The 16,255-nt window shown below is 74.0% G+C and carries 13 protein-coding genes; 8 read left to right on the forward strand and 5 right to left on the reverse strand.

What is annotated here, in order from left to right; genetic code table 11:
* Positions 1-77: 77 nt before the first annotated feature.
* Both ACO229_RS12045 and ACO229_RS12050 read right to left on the reverse strand, forming a co-directional pair.
* Complete coding sequence (locus tag ACO229_RS12045; protein WP_423465073.1) at positions 78-1,097, reverse strand: aldo/keto reductase; 1,020 nt, start codon at positions 1,095-1,097, stop codon at positions 78-80.
* 76 nt (positions 1,098-1,173) lie between these two features.
* Positions 1,174-2,205 (reverse strand): nitroreductase family protein, encoded by a 1,032-nt coding sequence (locus ACO229_RS12050; RefSeq protein ID WP_423465074.1) that lies wholly within the window; start codon positions 2,203-2,205, stop codon positions 1,174-1,176.
* A gap of 256 nt (positions 2,206-2,461) precedes the next feature.
* On the opposite strand from ACO229_RS12050, the gene ACO229_RS12055 reads away from it, so the two are divergent.
* The 8 genes from ACO229_RS12055 to ACO229_RS12090 all read left to right on the forward strand — a co-directional run bounded on the left by ACO229_RS12055 (position 2,462) and on the right by ACO229_RS12090 (position 12,937).
* A complete protein-coding gene (locus ACO229_RS12055) occupies positions 2,462-4,099 on the forward strand; it encodes an ABC transporter substrate-binding protein (protein WP_423465075.1) in 1,638 nt (545 codons plus the stop codon).
* Position 4,100: 1 nt separating this feature from the next.
* Entirely contained in the window at positions 4,101-5,045 is a 945-nt protein-coding gene (locus ACO229_RS12060; protein WP_423465076.1) for an ABC transporter permease, read from the forward strand.
* Positions 5,045-5,959, forward strand: coding sequence for an ABC transporter permease (locus tag ACO229_RS12065; RefSeq protein ID WP_397432468.1), 915 nt, complete (start codon positions 5,045-5,047; stop codon positions 5,957-5,959). The genes ACO229_RS12060 and ACO229_RS12065 overlap by 1 nt, the downstream gene beginning before the upstream one ends.
* Positions 5,946-7,619, forward strand: coding sequence for a dipeptide ABC transporter ATP-binding protein (locus tag ACO229_RS12070; RefSeq protein ID WP_423465077.1), 1,674 nt, complete (start codon positions 5,946-5,948; stop codon positions 7,617-7,619). Before ACO229_RS12065 ends, ACO229_RS12070 begins: the two co-directional genes overlap by 14 nt.
* Positions 7,616-9,169, forward strand: a complete 1,554-nt coding sequence (locus tag ACO229_RS12075) for an LLM class flavin-dependent oxidoreductase (protein WP_423465078.1) — start codon at positions 7,616-7,618, stop codon at positions 9,167-9,169. The genes ACO229_RS12070 and ACO229_RS12075 overlap by 4 nt, the downstream gene beginning before the upstream one ends.
* A 2-nt stretch (positions 9,170-9,171) precedes the next feature.
* The gene (locus tag ACO229_RS12080; protein ID WP_423465079.1) at positions 9,172-10,179 is read left to right on the forward strand and encodes an aldo/keto reductase; all 1,008 of its coding nucleotides are present in this window, start codon (positions 9,172-9,174) and stop codon (positions 10,177-10,179) included.
* A gap of 194 nt (positions 10,180-10,373) precedes the next feature.
* Positions 10,374-11,540, forward strand: a complete 1,167-nt coding sequence (locus ACO229_RS12085) for an LLM class flavin-dependent oxidoreductase (protein WP_423465080.1) — start codon at positions 10,374-10,376, stop codon at positions 11,538-11,540.
* An 11-nt stretch (positions 11,541-11,551) separates the two neighbouring features.
* A complete protein-coding gene (locus ACO229_RS12090) occupies positions 11,552-12,937 on the forward strand; it encodes an NtaA/DmoA family FMN-dependent monooxygenase (RefSeq protein WP_423465081.1) in 1,386 nt (461 codons plus the stop codon).
* 121 nt (positions 12,938-13,058) lie between these two features.
* Here the strand turns inward: ACO229_RS12090 and ACO229_RS12095 are convergent, their stop codons facing one another.
* Genes ACO229_RS12095 through ACO229_RS12105 form a run of 3 tightly spaced genes read right to left on the reverse strand, consistent with a single transcriptional unit; the run spans position 13,059 to position 16,233 of the window.
* The gene (locus ACO229_RS12095; RefSeq protein WP_423465082.1) at positions 13,059-14,411 is read right to left on the reverse strand and encodes an LLM class flavin-dependent oxidoreductase; all 1,353 of its coding nucleotides are present in this window, start codon (positions 14,409-14,411) and stop codon (positions 13,059-13,061) included.
* Positions 14,408-15,811 (reverse strand): O-acetylhomoserine aminocarboxypropyltransferase/cysteine synthase family protein, encoded by a 1,404-nt coding sequence (locus ACO229_RS12100; protein ID WP_423465083.1) that lies wholly within the window; start codon positions 15,809-15,811, stop codon positions 14,408-14,410. Before ACO229_RS12100 ends, ACO229_RS12095 begins: the two co-directional genes overlap by 4 nt.
* Positions 15,808-16,233: a rhodanese-like domain-containing protein gene (locus tag ACO229_RS12105; protein WP_423465084.1), complete on the reverse strand. Its 426-nt coding sequence runs from the start codon at positions 16,231-16,233 to the stop codon at positions 15,808-15,810. Before ACO229_RS12105 ends, ACO229_RS12100 begins: the two co-directional genes overlap by 4 nt.
* Positions 16,234-16,255: the final 22 nt, after the last annotated feature.

Consider the following 16,255-nt stretch of genomic DNA (forward strand, 5'->3'; position numbering starts at 1 on the left):
GTGATCGGGCCCAGAACCGGCTGGTTCCGGGCCCGGTCACCGGGTAGGCCACGACGCCGGTCTCGGACCGGGTCCGCTCACGCCTCCAGCAGGTCCGGGCGCGGGTGCCGCACCCCCTGGACGGCGTCGCGCGGGATGACGGCGCCGATCACCGCCACCTCCTCGGCCGTCAGCACCAGCGACGCCGCCGCGACGTTCTGCTCCAGGTAGCGCAGCCGCTTGGTCCCCGGGATGGGCACCACGTCGTCGCCCTGCGCCAGCAGCCACGCGAGCGCGAGCTGCGCGGTGGTCACGCCGCGGTCGGCCGCCAGGGTCTCGAGGGCGCGCACCAGCGCCCGGTTGTGCTCGAACGCCTCGCCGGCGTACCGGGCGTGGCTGCAGCGCACGTCGTCGGCCGCGAGGGAGTCGGTCGAGTCCACGGTGCCGGTGAGGATGCCGCGGCCCAGCGGGGAGAACGGCACGAACCCGATGCCGAGCTCGCGCAGCGCGGGCAGCACGGCGTCCTCCGGGTCCCGGGTCCACAGCGAGTACTCGCTCTGCACCGCGGTGACCGGGTGCACGGCGTGCGCGCGCCGCACGGTCTCGGCGCCCGCCTCGGACAGCCCGATCGCACGCACCTTGCCCGCCGCGACCAGCTCACCCAGGGCGCCGACCGTCTCCTCGACCGGCACCTGCGGGTCCACCCGGTGCAGGTAGTAGAGGTCCAGGTGGTCGGTGCCGAGGCGGCCGAGCGACCGGTCGACGGCGCGGCGCACGTACTCCGGGCGGCCGTCGACGGGACGCCCGTCCGGGTGGCCGCCCGCGGGCGGCAGTCCGAGCTTGCTCGCCAGCACGATCCGGTCGCGCTGCGGGCCGAGCACCCGGCCGATCAGCTCCTCGTTGCGGCCGTGACCGTAGACGTCGGCGGTGTCGATCAGGGTCACGCCCAGGTCGAGGGCGCGCAGCAGCACCGCCTCGGCCTCGGCGGCGTCGGCGGGGCCGTAGGAGTCGGCGACGGACATGCCGCCGAACCCGACCGCGGAGACGGTCAGGGCGTGCGGGCCGGAACCCAGGGTGCGGGCGGGGACGGGCGCGGTGGGGCTGCTGGCTGTGGTCATGCCCGCAGCGCACCACCGGCGCCCGCCGTCGGCAAGGTGCGGCGTCAGGCTCTCGGATGGCGAGACGGCGGGAAGGTCACCAGGACGGCAGCCCCAGCGCCGCCAGGGCCGAGCGCAGCCGCTCCCGCCCCCGCAGCGAACCGTGCCCGCGCAGCCGGGACAGCACGCGGCCGGCCCACCCGCCGTCGAGCCCTTGGGCGCGGTAGAACTCCGTCATGCGCCGCTCGTAGGCGGCCAGGGGGCGGAGCTGCCGCGTCGTGTCGTAGGTCTCGTGGTGCAGCACGACGGTCTGCGGCAGGCGCGGTGTGACCCGGCCGGCGAAGGCCGGATCGGGTCTGCCGACGAGCAGCCCCACGACGGGCGCGGTGCCCCGGGGCAGCCGCAGCTCGGCCGCGAGCGCCTCGGGCCGGTCCCGGACGCCGTCGAGGTAGACGGTGCCCAGGCCCAGCGACTCGGCGGCGACTGCGGCGTTCTGGGCCGCGAGCGCCGTGTCGACGAACGCGGTGACCGTGGTCTCCAGGTACCCGGTCGCGTGCACGGCCGTGTTGCGCCGTTCGGCGAGGGTGCGCACGCGGGCCACGTCGGCGACCCAGACGAGCAGGAGCGGGGCGTCGCGTACGTGCCCCTGCCTGCCCGCCAGGTCGGCCACGCGAGCCAGGCGGGCCGGGTCGGTGACGGCCACGACGCTCCAGAGCTGCAGGTCGCACGACGTGGGAGCGGACTGGGCGGCGGCCACCAGCGTGGGCAGCACCGAGGGTGGCAGCGGTCCGGGCAGGAACCGCCGGACCGAGCGGTGCCCGAGCTGGACGTCCAGCACGGACCGTGGCAGGTCGGCCGCGGCGGCGACGGCTGCGGCGACCTGGGGTGCGGCGGTGTCGGCCCGCCGGGCGGGTACGCCGTAGCGCGCGGCCACCTGGGCTCGGGCGGCTGCGAGCCGGCCGGCCCGCTCGGACGACTGGGGGTCGTGCGCCTCGTCGCGCACGGCCTGGGTCGCGGGGTCGGGCTGGTGCGCCCGGGGTGCTCGGGTGATCCGGGCCGGCACGCGGGCCGGCGGTACGGGAGCTGTCTCGGTCGGGGTGGTGACCTGAAAGGCGTCGATGGCTGTCATGAGTGCTCCGTGGGGTGGACGGAAGGCCAGACACTCATGCCGCGGGCCCTTCGTCAATGCCCCAGTTCGGCGTCTCACATGCCGGTCGGGCGACGGGGGACCGCTGTCGCGCCTGATGACGGGGCTGGCTCCGCCGACCGCCCACTATATGGACTCTTTGCCGGATTGGTTGACTCGTCGGATTTTTTCCCGTCTCATTCCCGCCGCACTGCACGGGGCGGTGTCACCGACGTTCCCGATCCGAGGAGGAAGACACGTGACCACGACGAGAAGGCCCGCCACGAGAAGGCGCGGACGCCGGGGGCCGGCCGCCACCGCGGCCGCCGTGCTGGTGTCCCTGGTGCTCGCGGGCTGCGGCGCCGGATCCGAGGCCTCGTCCGCGACCGTCCCGCAGGAGGACCGGTTCGGGGGCACGCTGAACATCGGCCTGGCCGCCGAGCCCAACGGGGTCGACGCCGCCGTCGTGAACCAGGTGTGGCGCACCGCGGCCCGCGCGCTGACGGACTCGCTGGTCTTCTTCAACCCGGAGACCAAGGAGATCGAGCCCTGGCTGGCCACGGAGTGGACCGTCGAGGACGCTCGTGTCTACACGTTCACGCTGCGCGACGACGTGACGTTCCACGACGGCACCGCGCTGACGTCCGAGGTGGTCAAGCAGAACTTCGAGAGCCTGGACCGTCCCGGCATCCACTCCAGCGCCAAGACGATCGTCGAGGGCATCAAGGAGATCCGGACGCCGTCCGAGCACGTGGTCGAGGTGGAGTTCGCCGAGCCGAACGCGGCGTTCCTGGTGAGCCTGTCGCGGGCCCACGCCGGCATCGTCTCGGCGAAGACGGCCGCGCTCCCGGTCGAGGAGCGGCAGACGTTCCTGGACGGTTCCGGCCCGTTCTACCTGGAGGAGTACACGCCCAACCAGCGCATCGTGCTGAAGAAGCGCGAGGACTACGACTGGGCACCCGAGTACTTCGAACGCACCGGCCCGGCCTACCTCGACGAGGTGGTCTACAAGATCATCCCCGAGGACTCGGTGCGCAACGGCGCCGTCATCGGCGGTGAGGAGCTGCAGTTCGTCTACTGGGTCAACGCCAAGTACGTGGACCAGCTCGAGGCCGCGGGCCTGACCATCACCGAGACCACCAACCCCGCGACGGGCACGGAGTGGCCGGTCAACACCTCGTCGGAGATCCTCAAGGACGTCCGCGTGCGCCAGGCCCTGCAGCACGGCATCGACCGCGCGGAGTTCACCCAGCTGGTCTCGGGTGGTTACGACGAGGCCGCGACGGGCCCGCTCAGCAGGGCCAACCCCTTCTACTCCGACCAGAGCGAGTTCCTCACGTACGACCCGGAGCTGTCGGCGCGGCTCCTGGACGAGGCCGGCTGGTCCGAGACGGGTGAAGACGGCATCCGGGTGAACGCCGACGGCGACCGCCTCTCCTTCCGCTTCCCGCGCGACGGCGCCGCCGAGCAGGTGGTGCAGGCGCAGTGGAAGGAGCTCGGCATCGAGCTGGTCCTCGACCCGCCGCTGGACGCCGAGGCGAACGAGAAGCTGCTGTCGGGCGAGTACGACATCGCCTACTGGTACCACTCCACGCCCGACCCGGACGTGCTGCGGGCCAACTACGGCGTCGCGACGGGCTCGAACCGCTCGTTCATCGCGGACGACGACGCCCGGGGTCAGGAGCTGGACGACCTGCTCCAGAAGCAGAACACCGTGATCGAGGCCGGCGAGCGGCAGAAGATCGTCGACCAGGCCGCCCGGCTGCTGGTCGAGGACGCCTACGTGCTGCCGATCGTGAACGACACGGACATCTGGGCGTTCCAGCCCTCGGTGCACGACATCACTCCGGTGGGCCTGGACCAGTACCTCTACAACGCCTGGCTCTCGGAGCAGTGAGGTGCGTTCCGGTCTGCTGAGATACGGCCTACGACGCCTCGGCTACGCGGCGATCGTGGTGTGGGGCGCGTTCACCGGGGCGTTCTTCCTGCTCTACATCGTGCCGGGCGACGCGGCCGGCGGCCTCACGATGGGCGCGTCCGGCGGCGACGTCGAGCAGCTCCTGGCCGAGCAGCGCGAGCTGCTCGGCCTGGACCGCCCGGTCCTGGTGCAGTACGGGGACGCGCTGTCGGGCGCGGTCCTCGGGGACTTCGGCGACAGCCTCTACCAGCGGCGTCCGGCCGTCGAGGTGTTCTTCGAGGCGTTCCCCGCAACCCTGCAGCTCGCGTTCGTCGGCCTGGCGCTGGCGGTCGTGCTCGGCGTCACGCTGTCGGTGGTCATCGAGCTCACGGACTGGCGGTGGCTGCGCGAGCTCCTCGTGTCGCTGCCGCCGGTCGCCGTCTCGCTGCCGCCGTTCCTGGTGGCGCTCGTGCTGGTGCAGGTGGTCGCGTTCCGGGTCGGCTGGATCGACGCCTTCGGGGACGACACCTTCCTGGGCCTGCTCGTGGCGTCCCTGTCGATCGCGGTGGCGGGCGGCGGGACCATCTCGCAGCTCCTGACGGCGAACCTGCGCGGCGCCCTGACCTCGCCGTACATCGAGACGGCACGCAGCTGGGGGCTGAGCAGGTTCGACGTCGTGGTGCGGCACGCGCTGCGCAACGCGGCGCTGCCGGTCATCACGGCGCTCGGCACACTCATCGGCGTGATGGTGGGCGGCACCGTGCTCACGGAGACCGTCTTCTCGCGGCCCGGCATCGGCCGGCTCGTGGTCGACTCCGTCAACGGCCGCGACATGCCCGTCGTCCTGGTCGCGGTGACCGTGAGCGCGCTGATCTTCGTGACCGTCAACTTCGTCGTCGACCTCGTCCACCCCGTGGTCGACAAGCGCATCCGGCTGGAGGGCTGATGACCGTCACGCAGACAGGGACCGCGGTCGCGGCGGGACCGGCCGCGCCGGTCCCGCCGCGGCCCGGCGCGGGCCGACGGCGCAGGTGGCTCGGCGCGCTGCTGGACGTCGCCCGCACGCCGAGCCTGCTGGTGTCCTGGGTGTGGCTGGTGCTGATCGTCACGGCGGCGCTCGCCCCCGGCCTGTTCGCGCCCGGCGACCCGCTCGCGCAGAGCGGCGACGCCATGCTGCTCCCGCCCGGTCCCGAGCACCTGTTCGGCACCGACGACCTGGGCCGCGACCAGTTCACGCGCACCGTCCACGGCACCCGGCTCTCGCTGCAGGCCGCGGTCGTGGCGGTGCTGATCGGGCTGGTCAGCGGCTCGTTGATCGGGCTGGTGGCCGGTGCGCTGCGCGGCTGGCTCGACAGCGTGCTGATGCGCGTCGTCGACGTCATGCTCGCCGTGCCGAGCCTCATCGTGTCGCTGGCGATCATCTCGGCGCTGGGCCACGGCACCATCAACATCGCCGTCGCCATCGGGATCAACAGCACCGCCACGTTCGCCCGCCTCATGCGGTCGGAGGTGCTCAAGGTCAGCGGCTCCCGGTACGTCGAGGCGTCGGTCTTCGCCGGCCACGGCTACGCCTACCGGCTGCTGAGGCACGTCGTGCCGAACGCCTCCCGGTCGGTGCTGGCCTACGCCACGATGGAGATCGGCAGCGCCATCCTCACCGTCGCCTCGCTGAGCTTCCTCGGCCTGGGCGCTCCGCCGCCCACCCCCGAGTGGGGCCTGCTCGTGGCCGAGGGCCGCACCTTCATCGCCGGGCAGTGGTGGCTCAGCCTCCTGCCCGGCCTGGTGATCGTCCTCTCCGTGCTGGCCGTCTACCGCATCGGCCGCTCCATCGACCGAGGGAGAACCCGTGTCGTCGCCTGAACCCCTGCTCGTCCTGGACGGCGTCGGCGCCCGGTTCACGCTGCCGGGCCGGGCCCCCGTCCGGGTGCTCGACGACGTCAGCCTGTCGCTGCGCCCCGGCCAGGTGCTGGCCCTGGTCGGCGAGTCCGGCTCCGGCAAGTCCACGCTGGGCCGCACGGTCACCGGCACCCTGCCCGAGAACGGCCGCGTGACCGCCGGCCGCGTGATCTTCGCCGGCCGCGACCTGACCCACCTGACGGAGCGCGAGCACCGTGCCCTGCGCGGCAAGGACATCGGGTACATCCCGCAGGACGCCCTGCTCGGCCTCAACCCGCTGCTGCCCGTCGGGGTCCAGGCGGGCGAGCCGCTGCGCGCCCACGGCCTGGCCGGCAAGGCCGAGCGCCGCGAGCGCGTGATCGACCTGTTCGGCAAGGTCGGGCTGCGCGACCCCGAGAAGGTCTACGGCGCCTATCCGCACGAGCTGTCCGGCGGCATGTGCCAGCGGGTGCTGATCGCCGCGGCGATGTCCACGGGTCCCCGGCTCCTGGTGGCCGACGAGCCGACCACGGCACTGGACGTGACCGTGCAGAAGACGATCCTGGACCTGCTGGGCACCCTCGTCGCGGAGCACGACCTCGCCGTCCTGCTCGTCACGCACGACCTCGGCGTCGCCGCGGAGCGGGCCGACGAGATCGCCGTGCTGAAGGACGGCGCCCTGGTGCGCTCGGGCCGCACGCGCGAGGTCGTGGCCGACCCCGGCGACCCCTACACCGAGAAGCTGCTGCGCTCGTCCTCGCTCGGTTTCTCCGGGGCCGACGCCGCCGCTGCGCGGCAGGAGCACACCGCCGGCCGGGTCGCCCCCGACGCCCCCGTGGTGGTCCGCGCCCGCGACGTCACCAGGACGTTCCCCGCCCACCGCGGGCGGACGGCGGTCACCGCCGTCGCCGGGGCGAGCTTCGAGGTGCGGCGGGGCACCACGCTGGGCATCGTCGGCGAGTCCGGCTCCGGCAAGACCACGCTGGTCCGGCTCCTGGCGGGCCTGACGCCACCGACCTCCGGCACGGTGACGGTCGACGGCGAGCCCGTGGTCCACCACCGCCGGGGCGCCGGCCAGGCGAGGCTGTACCGCAAGGTCCAGATGGTCTACCAGGACCCGTTCGCCTCGCTGAACCCGCGCACCACCGTGCGCTCCATCCTGGAGGAGCCGCTCACCGGCCACCGCATCGGCGGGCCGGGCCGGCGAGGCGGCACCGAGCGGGCCCGGCGGGTCGCCGAGCTGCTGGAGGTCACCGGGCTCCCGGCGTCGGTCGCCGACCGCTACACCGCGGAGCTCTCCGGCGGCCAGCGGCAGCGCGTGGCCATCGCCCGCGCGCTCGCGCCGCACCCGGAGGTGCTGGTGCTCGACGAGCCGGTGTCCGCGCTCGACGTCACCGTGCGCCGGCAGATCCTCGACCTGCTGCTCGACCTCCAGGACCGGCTCTCCCTGACGTACCTGTTCGTGTCCCACGACCTGGGCGTGGTCGCGGAGCTCTCCGACGAGGTCCTCGTGCTCCGGCACGGCGACGTCGTCGAGCACGGCCCCGCGGCCGACGTCATCTCCAGCCCCCGGACCGACTACGTGCGGCGGCTGCTGGCCTCCATCCCGGGGGCTGCCGCCGACGTCCGGACGACACCCGCATGACCGACGACCGCACCACGAACGACCGCACCGAACGAAAGGACCCCGACATGGGCGAGCCGGCACAGCGGCAGCTGCACCTCGGATACATGTACTGGCTGAACGGCACCCACTGGGGCGGCTGGCGCCTGCCGGAGTCGGCCACGCCCGACCCGTTCGGCCTCGCCTACCCCGCCCAGGTGCTCAAGCTGGTCGAGGACGCCAAGTTCGACTTCTTCTTCCTCGGGGACACCCTGCCCGGCGACGTCTACCGCGAGCACTACGGCACCACGCACAACGCGGGGCGGCTGGAGCCGTTCACGCTGGCCTCCCAGCTCGCGCTGCAGTCGTCGAAGATCGGCCTGGCCGTGACGGCCCACCCCACCTTCTACGAGCCGTACATCCTGGCCCGGCTGACCGCGTCGCTCGACCACCTCAGCGGCGGGCGGCTGGCCTGGAACGTGGTGCTCGGCGCGAACGACCTCGCGGCCAAGAACTTCAGCCTTCCGGACCTGGGCGGCGAGAGCCGCTACCGCCGCGCGGCCGAGTTCATCGACGTGATCCGCAAGCTCTGGGACAGCGTCGAGGACGGCGCCTACCTCCAGGACAAGGAGTCCGGGCAGTACCTCGACCCGAGCAAGATCCACCGCCTGGAGCACCAGGGCGAGTTCTTCTCCGTGGCCGGGACCCTGCCCATGCTGCGCCCGCCGCAGGGCCACGTGCCGCTGCTGTACGCGGGCGGCTCCGAGCTCTCCCGCGAGCTCACGGCGCAGTACTGCGACATCAACTTCACCGGCCCGCCCACCCTGGAGGCCTCGGCGGAGTTCAACGCCGACGTCCGCGCGCGGGCGCTGCGCCTGCGCGGCCGGGAGGAGCCCGTCTTCTTCCTGCCGGGCATCACGCCCGTCATCGGCGACACCCGCGAGGAGGCGATCGACCTCTTCGACCGGCTCAACGCGGGGCTCCCGGTCGACGACGACCCCGTCGCCGGCGACCAGCCCGAGGACTACTACACCAGCGAGGCGTTCCAGGCCGCGCAGCGCGGACGCGCGCCACTGCCGAAGGGCGCGCGCAGCCTGCGGTCCATCGGCGAGCGCACCGGCGCCGACCTGCGGCCGCTGGGGCTCGACGGCGTGCTGACGCCCTCGCTGGCGGCTGAGCTGAACGACGTCGGGCAGAAGCTGCTGCGCACCATCGCGCAGCGCACCGGCCGCACCGTCGAGGCCGGCACCGTGCGCGGCCGCGACCTGCTGCACAACTCGATCGGGGGTGGTTTCCCGCTGGCCATCGGCACGGCCGACGACGTCGCGGGCACCCTGATCGAGTGGTTCGAGCAGGGCGCCGCCGACGGCTTCAACATCCAGTCGCCGGCCATGCTCGACCAGCTCGAGCGGTTCACCGGGCAGGTGGTGCCGATCCTGCAGGACAAGGGCGTGTTCCGCACCGAGTACGAGGCCGACACGTTCCGCGGGCACTTCGGGCTGCCCGTGCCGCCCAACCAGTTCGCGGCGGCGTCGGCGCCGTCCGGCCTGTCGGCTCCGTCCGGCCCGTCGGTGTCGGGGACGGAGGAGTGACCGTGCCCGCCACCACCGGCCTCCCCGCCGGGTACCGCACGCTCGGCCGCTCCGGCCTGGTCCTGTCCGAGCTCGGCGTGGGCGCCAGCACGTTCGGCCGCAGCGGCATGCGCGCCGTCGGGCAGGAGCAGGTCAACCGGATCGTGGACCGCGCCATCGACCTGGGCGTCACGTACTTCGACATCGCGGAGGGCTACGGCGACCGCACAGGCCTGTCCGAGGAGCTGTTCGGCACGGCGCTGGCCGGGCGGCGCGACCAGGTGGTGATCGGCACCAAGTTCGGCCGGTCGCTCGCGGCCGACCGCGGGCCCTCGTACGGTCGGACCGGGGCGCGCAAGTACGTGCTGGCCGCCGTCGAGGACAGCCTGCGCCGGCTCGGCACGGACTACATCGACCTGTACCAGATCCACTTCCCGGACCCCTTCACGCCGATCGAGGAGACCCTCTCCGCGCTCGACACCCTGGTGCGCGACGGCAAGGTGCGGTACGTGGGCGCCTCCAACTTCAAGGCCTGGCAGCTCGCCGACGCCGACCACGTCGCCGCCGCGCACGGCTACAGCCGTTTCGTGTCGACCACCGACGAGTACAGCCTGCTGTGGCGCAAGCCCGAGGAGGAGCTGATCGGGGCGCTGGACCACTTCGGCCTCGGGTTCCTGCCGTACTTCCCGCTCCAGAACGGGCTGCTGACCGGCAAGTACGCCCGCGACCGCGCACCCGAGGGCGCCAAGATCACCAACCTCAAGACGTACCTGCTGGGCGAGGCCCCGTGGGACGCGCTGGAGAAGTTCGAGCGGTTCGCCGCCGACCGGGGCGTCACGCCGAGCGCGCTCGCCCTGGGCTGGCTCCTGGCCCAGCCGACGGTGACCAGCGTGATCACGGGCATCACGGTGCCGGAGCAGCTCGACGAGAACCTCCTGGCCACCCGCTGGGTCCCCACGCCGGAGGAGGAGCAGGAGCTCCGCGCCCTGCTGCCGGGCACCCTCACGGGCGGCCCGGGCCGCGTCGGCTGACCCTCCCCCGACGTGTCAGACGTACGGGTCCCTCGGGTGACCTGTACGTCTGACACGTGCGGTGGGTGTCGGCGACCGGATGCCGAGACGATCCCGCAGGGGCATTGCGCTCGGCGGGGGCGGGGCTATGTTGCGCGCGGTCGGCGTCCGCGGCAGGTCCGCGGGGGTGCGCCGCGACGACATCGGAGGTTCTCTTGTCCGCTCCACAGCCCCCTTCGCCCTTTTTCGTCGGCCTCGACGCCGACGGCGCCGGCGCGCACCCCGCGGCCGCCGCCGTGTCCGGCCTGGCCGGGCCGGACCTCGTGTCCGGCACCCGGCTGGCGCGCACGGTCCGGCAGGCCGAGAACGCCGGCCTCACCTTCGTCTCCTTCACGGACGCCCTGCTCCCGGCGGTCGCGGGCTCGCCGGCGTCGGCCCGCCTGGAGGCCGTCACGCGCGCGGCGTTCGTCTCCCGGACGACGTCGGCGATCGGCCTGGTGCCGCAGGTGCCGACCACCTACCCCGAGCCGTTCCACGTCGCGGCCCAGCTCGCGTCGCTGGACATCGCGGCGGGCGGGCGCGCCGGCTGGCTCGCCGCGGTCACCCGCGACGCGGCGACGGCCGACGCCTACGGCCGCCCCGTCGTCGGCGACCTGCCGCGCGAGGCGCGCGACGTCGTGCGGGTGGTCCGGGACCTGTGGGACTCGTGGGAGGACGACGCCGTGATCCGCGACGTCCCCACCGGCCGGTACATCGACCGCGGCCGCGTGCACCACGTGGACTTCGTGGGCGAGACCTTCTCCGTGAAGGGCCCGCTCATCACGCCCCGGCCGCCCCAGGGGCAGCTCGTGGTGCTGGCGGCCGACGGCGACGTGCCGCCTCTGCTCGACGGCGCCGAGGCGCTCGTGGACGTCACGCTCGTCGGCGGCGCCGGCGTCGGCGCGGCCAGGGGCAACGTGACCGCCGCCCGCGAGCGCTCGCCGCGCGCCGGGGTGGACATCGAGGTCGTCCTCGACGCCGGCGGGCGCACCGGCGCGGACCGCCTGGCCGTGCTGGACGGCAGCACCCCCGCCGGTGTCCGGTCGCCGTGGGACACGCGCGCCCTGCGACACGTGGGCAGCGCGGCCGGGCTGGTCGCCCTGCTCACCGAGCTCGCCACGCCCGGCCCGGACGGCCGCCGCCCGGTCGACGGCGTGCGGCTGCTGCCCGCGGTGCTCGACGTCGACCTGCCGGTGCTGGCGCGCGACGTGCTGCCCGCCCTGCGCGCCGCCCGGCTCGTCGCCGCTCCTCGCCCGGGGGCCACACTGCGCGAGTCTCTCGGGCTGCCGCGTCCCGCCAACCGCTACGACACGCGCGTCCTGGCCCACGCGCCGAGCGCCTGAGGAGGCCCGCCATGACCCTGCCCGACCACCGTCCCGATCTCCCCGTCACCCGCCCCGACGCCCAGGTGCACTTCGGCGTCTTCTTCCAGGGCGTCAACCACACCACCATCTGGTCGGACCCGGAATCGGGCTCGCAGACGGACTTCGCGACGTTCGAGCGCGTGATCCGCACGGCCGAGCGCGGGCTGTTCGACGCGTTCTTCCTGGGCGAGGGCCTGCGGCTGCGCGAGTCGCGCGGCGCCCTGCACGACCTCGACGTCGTGGGTCGCCCGGACGCGATCACGCAGCTCGCCGCCCTGGCCGCGATCACCACGCACATCGGCCTGGTCGCCACCCAGAACACGACGTACAACGACCCGGCCGACCTGGCCCGGCGCCTGCAGAGCCTCGACGTGCTCTCGGGTGGCCGCGCCGCCTGGAACGTCGTGACCACGGACAACGCCTGGACCGGGGCCAACTTCCGGCGCGGCGGCTACCTCGACCACGCGCTGCGGTACGAGCGGGCGCAGGGGCAGCTCGACGTCGCGCGGCAGATCTGGGACGCCTTCCCGGAGACGGGGGGCAGCGACGCGTTCAGCGGGGTGGTGGCCCACGTCTCGGAGCACAGCGCCCTGTTCGACGTCGAGCTCGACCCCACCACGCCGCGCAGCCCGCAGGGGCACCCGATCATCTTCCAGGCGGGCGACTCCCCGCAGGGCCGGGACTTCGCGGCGGCCAACGCGGACGTCATCTTCTCCCGCCACGGCTCGGTGCTGGCCGAGGCGCTGGAGTTCGCCGCCGACGTCCGCCGACGGACCGTGGCCGCCGGCCGCCCCAAGGACGACGTCAAGATCTTCCCGGGCACCGGCGTCATCGTGGGCGACACCCCCGCCGACGCCGAGGAGAAGGCTCGCTGGGTGCGCTGGAACCAGGTCACCCCGGCCACGGCGCTCTCGATCGTCGGCAACGTCTGGGGCGAGGACCTGTCGGGCTACGACCCGGACGGCCCGCTGCCCGCGCACGACCCGGTCGTCGAGGAGCTGGGCGGCGAGCGTGGCTCGGCCACCACGGGCGCGCGGACCCGCGAGATCGCGGCGCGGTGGCGGGCCCTGGCGGAGGCGGAGCACCTGTCGATCCGGGAGCTCGTGGTGCGCAACAGCGCAGAGCGCGGGTTCCAGGGGACGCCGTCCGCCGTGGCCGAGGACCTGATCCGGTGGGTGCGTACCGGCGCCGTCGACGGGTTCAACATCAGCCCGTGGATCGTGCCGTCGGGCCTGGACGACATCGTCGACCGGGTGGTGCCCGAGCTGCAGGAGCGGGGCGCCTACCCGGCGTCGTACACGGGTACCACGCTGCGCGAGCACCTGGGCCTGCGCGCCCCGCTCACGCGCCGGGCGGCAGCGGTGGGCGCGGCGTAACCGTTCTGCCGCAGCCGTTCCGCCGGTGCGCTTCTACCCAGCGATTCGGCCCGAAACAGAGCTGTTTTCGGGCCGAATGACTGGGTTGAAGCGCACTTCTGCGGGCAGGGGCGGGCTCCGCTCAGAACGCCCGCAGGTTGGCGCGCAGGCCGCCGTCCGCCCACTCGGTGCGCAGGATCCCGCGCCGACGCAGGATCGGGACCAGCTCGTCGAGCGTGCGGTGCACGGTGACGGGGTGCAGGTCGCCCCACAGCAGCACGCCGTCGTTGCCCCACTCCCCCAGCTCCTCGATGAGGTCGGCGAGCTCGCCGGCGGTGCCCACCCAGCCCGTGCGGTCGGCGATGCGGCCCAGCCGGGCGAGCCCGCCGAGCAGCACGCGCAGCGGCGTGGTGGCCAGGTCGTGCCCGCCCACCAGCCGCTTGATGGACCCGTGCGAGACGTGGTCGCCGAACAGGCCCGTGGGCAGCGGCTTGTCGAGGTCGAGTGCCGTCAGGTCGGTCTCCAGGTCGCTGGACTGCTGCTCGGCGATACGCAGCAGTGTCGCGTCGTCCGGGTCCGCCGACGCCGCCACCAGCCGGTCGGCCTCTTCCGAGCTGGACACGAGCACCGGCTTGATCGCGAACAGCACCTTGACGTGCTCCAGCGCGCGGCCTGCCGCCCGGGCGGAGGCGTGGATGCGGGCCCGGTAGTCGCGCACGCTCGACTCGGTGAGCGGCGCGAGCGCGAGCTGGACGTCGCTGTTCGCACCGGCGAACGCCAGCCCGCGGCCCGAGCCGCCGGGCGAGACGATCACGGGCTCGCCGTCGGCCCCGCCGTCGAACGGGAGCGCGTTGAGCGGGCCGTCGAAGGCGTAGTGCTCGCCGCGGTGCCGCACGGGTCGCAGCAGGCCGCCGTCGGCATACCGCCCGCCGGCCCGCGCCCCGTCCGGTCCGACGGTGCCCGGGTCGGCCAGCAGCGCGCCGTCGTCCCAGGAGCGCCACAGCGAACGGACGCCGTCGAGCCACTCCTCGGCGCGGTCGTACGCGGCGTCGTGGCCCAGCGGCGGGGCGGCGGAGAAGTGGCGAGCGCTGCCGGTGTCGGTCACGAGGTTGAGGCCGAACCGGCCGCCCGAGAGATGCTGGAGCGTCGCGAGCTGCCTCGCCCCGGTGTAGGGCAGCACGGCGGCGGGGTTGACCGTCGGCACGATGCCGAGGTGCTGGGTCGCGGCGAACAGGTACGGGGCCAGCAGCAGCGGGTCGTGCTTGGGGCCGCCGAACGCGTGTCGCACCCGCAGGTCGATGGTCTCGGGGCTGCCGAGCGACGGGGCGTCCTCGATGATCAGCAGGTCCACGCCCGCCTGCTCCAGGGCGCGGGCGGACTCGACGTAGAGGTCGGGCCGGGTCCAGTCGTAGTTCCAGTCCAGGTAGTCGTGGCCCCAGCCGTGCGGCCCGAAGCCGCGGGCCAGGAACCAGCCGAGGTGCTGCTGGCGGGTCATGGTGTCTCCTTGCGTGTGGTGCTCGCGCCGGCGGCGCCGGGGCCGGCGGCGCGACGTGCGGCCGCGAGACCCCGCTCGAGGTCGGCGATCAGGTCGGGCAGGTCCTCGATACCCACCGACAGGCGCAGCGTGCCCGGGTGGATGCCGGAGGCGGCCCGCTCGGCGGGGGTGCGCAGCACGTGGCTGGTGCTCTCGGGGTGCAGCACGAGCGAGCGGACGTCGCCGATGTGGGTCATGTGCGTGAACACCTCGACGGCCTCCACGAGGGCGCGCGCCGCGGGGGCGCCGCCGTGCAGCGTGAAGGTGAACACGGAGCCCTGGCCGTCCGGCAGGTACCGCTTGGCCAGCGCGTGCGACGGGCTGGAGTCGAGCCCCGAGTAGTCCACCGACGCCACCTCGGGCCGGAACGCCAGCCAGCGCGCCACCTCCAGGGCCGACGCGCTCTGCCGCGCCACCCGCAGCGACAGCGTCTCGATGCCCTGGCCCACGAGGAACGCGTTCAGCGGCGACGGCGTGGGCCCGAACCGGGGTGCCACGGTCTCGCGGAGGTAGGCCAGGCGGGCCAGCCCGCCGTGCCGGTCGGCCACGCCGGGTCCGCCCGTGCGCGACGGCGCGACCAGGTGCGGGTACAGCGCGCCCGCGGTGCGTGCGTCGAACGTCCCGGCGTCGACGACGACGCCGCCCAGCACCGAGCCGTGCCCCGCCAGGAACTTGCTGGCGGAGTGCACCACGACGTCGGCGCCGTGCTCGATCGGGCGCAGCAGGTAGGGCGTGGCCAGCGTGTTGTCCACGACCAGCGCCAGCCCGTGGGCGTGCGCGACGTCGGCCACGGCGGCGAGGTCGGGCAGGTCGTTGCGGGCGTTCGGGATCGACTCCAGGAACAGCACGCGCGTCTCGGGCCGGATGGCGCGCGCCCAGGCGGCGGGGTCGGCGGCGTCGTCCACGAAGTCGGCCTCGATGCCGAGGCGCGGCAGGTTCTCCAGGAGCAGCCCGCGCGTGCCCTCGTAGATGCTGGACGCGGCGAGCACCCGCTGCCCGGCCGCGACCAGGCCGAGCAGCGCGACCGTGACGGCCGCCTGCCCGCTGGCCAGGAACAGCGCGTCGGCGCCGCCCTCCAGCGCGGCGATCCGCTGCTCGACCGCGGCCGTGGTCGGGTTGCCGGTGCGCGTGTAGGCGAAGCCCTCGCCCGCGCCGAAGTGCCCGGCGGCCTGCTCCCACTCCTCGAACTCGAACCCGGCGGTCAGGTACACGGGTGTGGCGCGGGGCACCACGCGGGACGGCATTCCGCGACCGGACGGTGTCGTACCGGACGGTGCCGTACCGGACGTGCCGGTGGCGTGCCCCGCGTCGTCCCGCCCGGTGCTGCGGGCGTGCACCTGCCGGGTGGCGAAGCCCGTCATGGTGCCGCGCTCGGTTCGGCGGCGTCGGTCGCGGGCAGGCCCGCCTTCTTCCAGGCGGGAAAGCCGCCGTCGACGTGCGAGACGTCGGTGTATCCGCGCGCGGCCAGCGCCTCGGCGACCGGGCCGGAGCCGTCCACCGAGCCGCACACGATCACGACGGGCGTGTCGAGGGTGATGGCCGGGTTGTCCGACGGGCCGAACAGGGCGTCGAGGTTGTTCCGGTCCGCGAGCGTCGCCCCCGGGATCTCGCCCGCCGACGCCCGGCCGGCGGCCGAGCGCACGTCGATCAGCAGGGCGCCGCGGGCAACCTTGGCGCCCGCGACGTCGGGGGCCTGAAGCTCGGGGGTGGCCTTCTCGATCGACGCGGACGTGGTCGGCGCGGAGATGGTCGGCTCGGACGTGGTCGGCTCAGACGTGGTCATGGTGGTCTCCTCAGGTCGTTCG

This window comes from Promicromonospora sp. MS192 (assembly GCF_049532985.1).
Taxonomy (GTDB): domain Bacteria; phylum Actinomycetota; class Actinomycetes; order Actinomycetales; family Cellulomonadaceae; genus Promicromonospora.

Excerpts from the sequence above, each read along its gene's own strand:
- ACO229_RS12075 (WP_423465078.1), top strand. The coding sequence starts at position 7,616 with ATGACCGACGACCGCACCACGAACGACCGCACCGAACGAAAGGACCCC.
- ACO229_RS12100 (WP_423465083.1), bottom strand. The coding sequence starts at position 15,811 with ATGACGGGCTTCGCCACCCGGCAGGTGCACGCCCGCAGCACCGGGCGG.
- ACO229_RS12105 (WP_423465084.1), bottom strand. The coding sequence starts at position 16,233 with ATGACCACGTCTGAGCCGACCACGTCCGAGCCGACCATCTCCGCGCCG.
- ACO229_RS12095 (WP_423465082.1), bottom strand. The coding sequence starts at position 14,411 with ATGACCCGCCAGCAGCACCTCGGCTGGTTCCTGGCCCGCGGCTTCGGG.
- ACO229_RS12050 (WP_423465074.1), bottom strand. The coding sequence starts at position 2,205 with ATGACAGCCATCGACGCCTTTCAGGTCACCACCCCGACCGAGACAGCT.
- ACO229_RS12090 (WP_423465081.1), top strand. The coding sequence starts at position 11,552 with ATGACCCTGCCCGACCACCGTCCCGATCTCCCCGTCACCCGCCCCGAC.
- ACO229_RS12065 (WP_397432468.1), top strand. The coding sequence starts at position 5,045 with ATGACCGTCACGCAGACAGGGACCGCGGTCGCGGCGGGACCGGCCGCG.
- ACO229_RS12045 (WP_423465073.1), bottom strand. The coding sequence starts at position 1,097 with ATGACCACAGCCAGCAGCCCCACCGCGCCCGTCCCCGCCCGCACCCTG.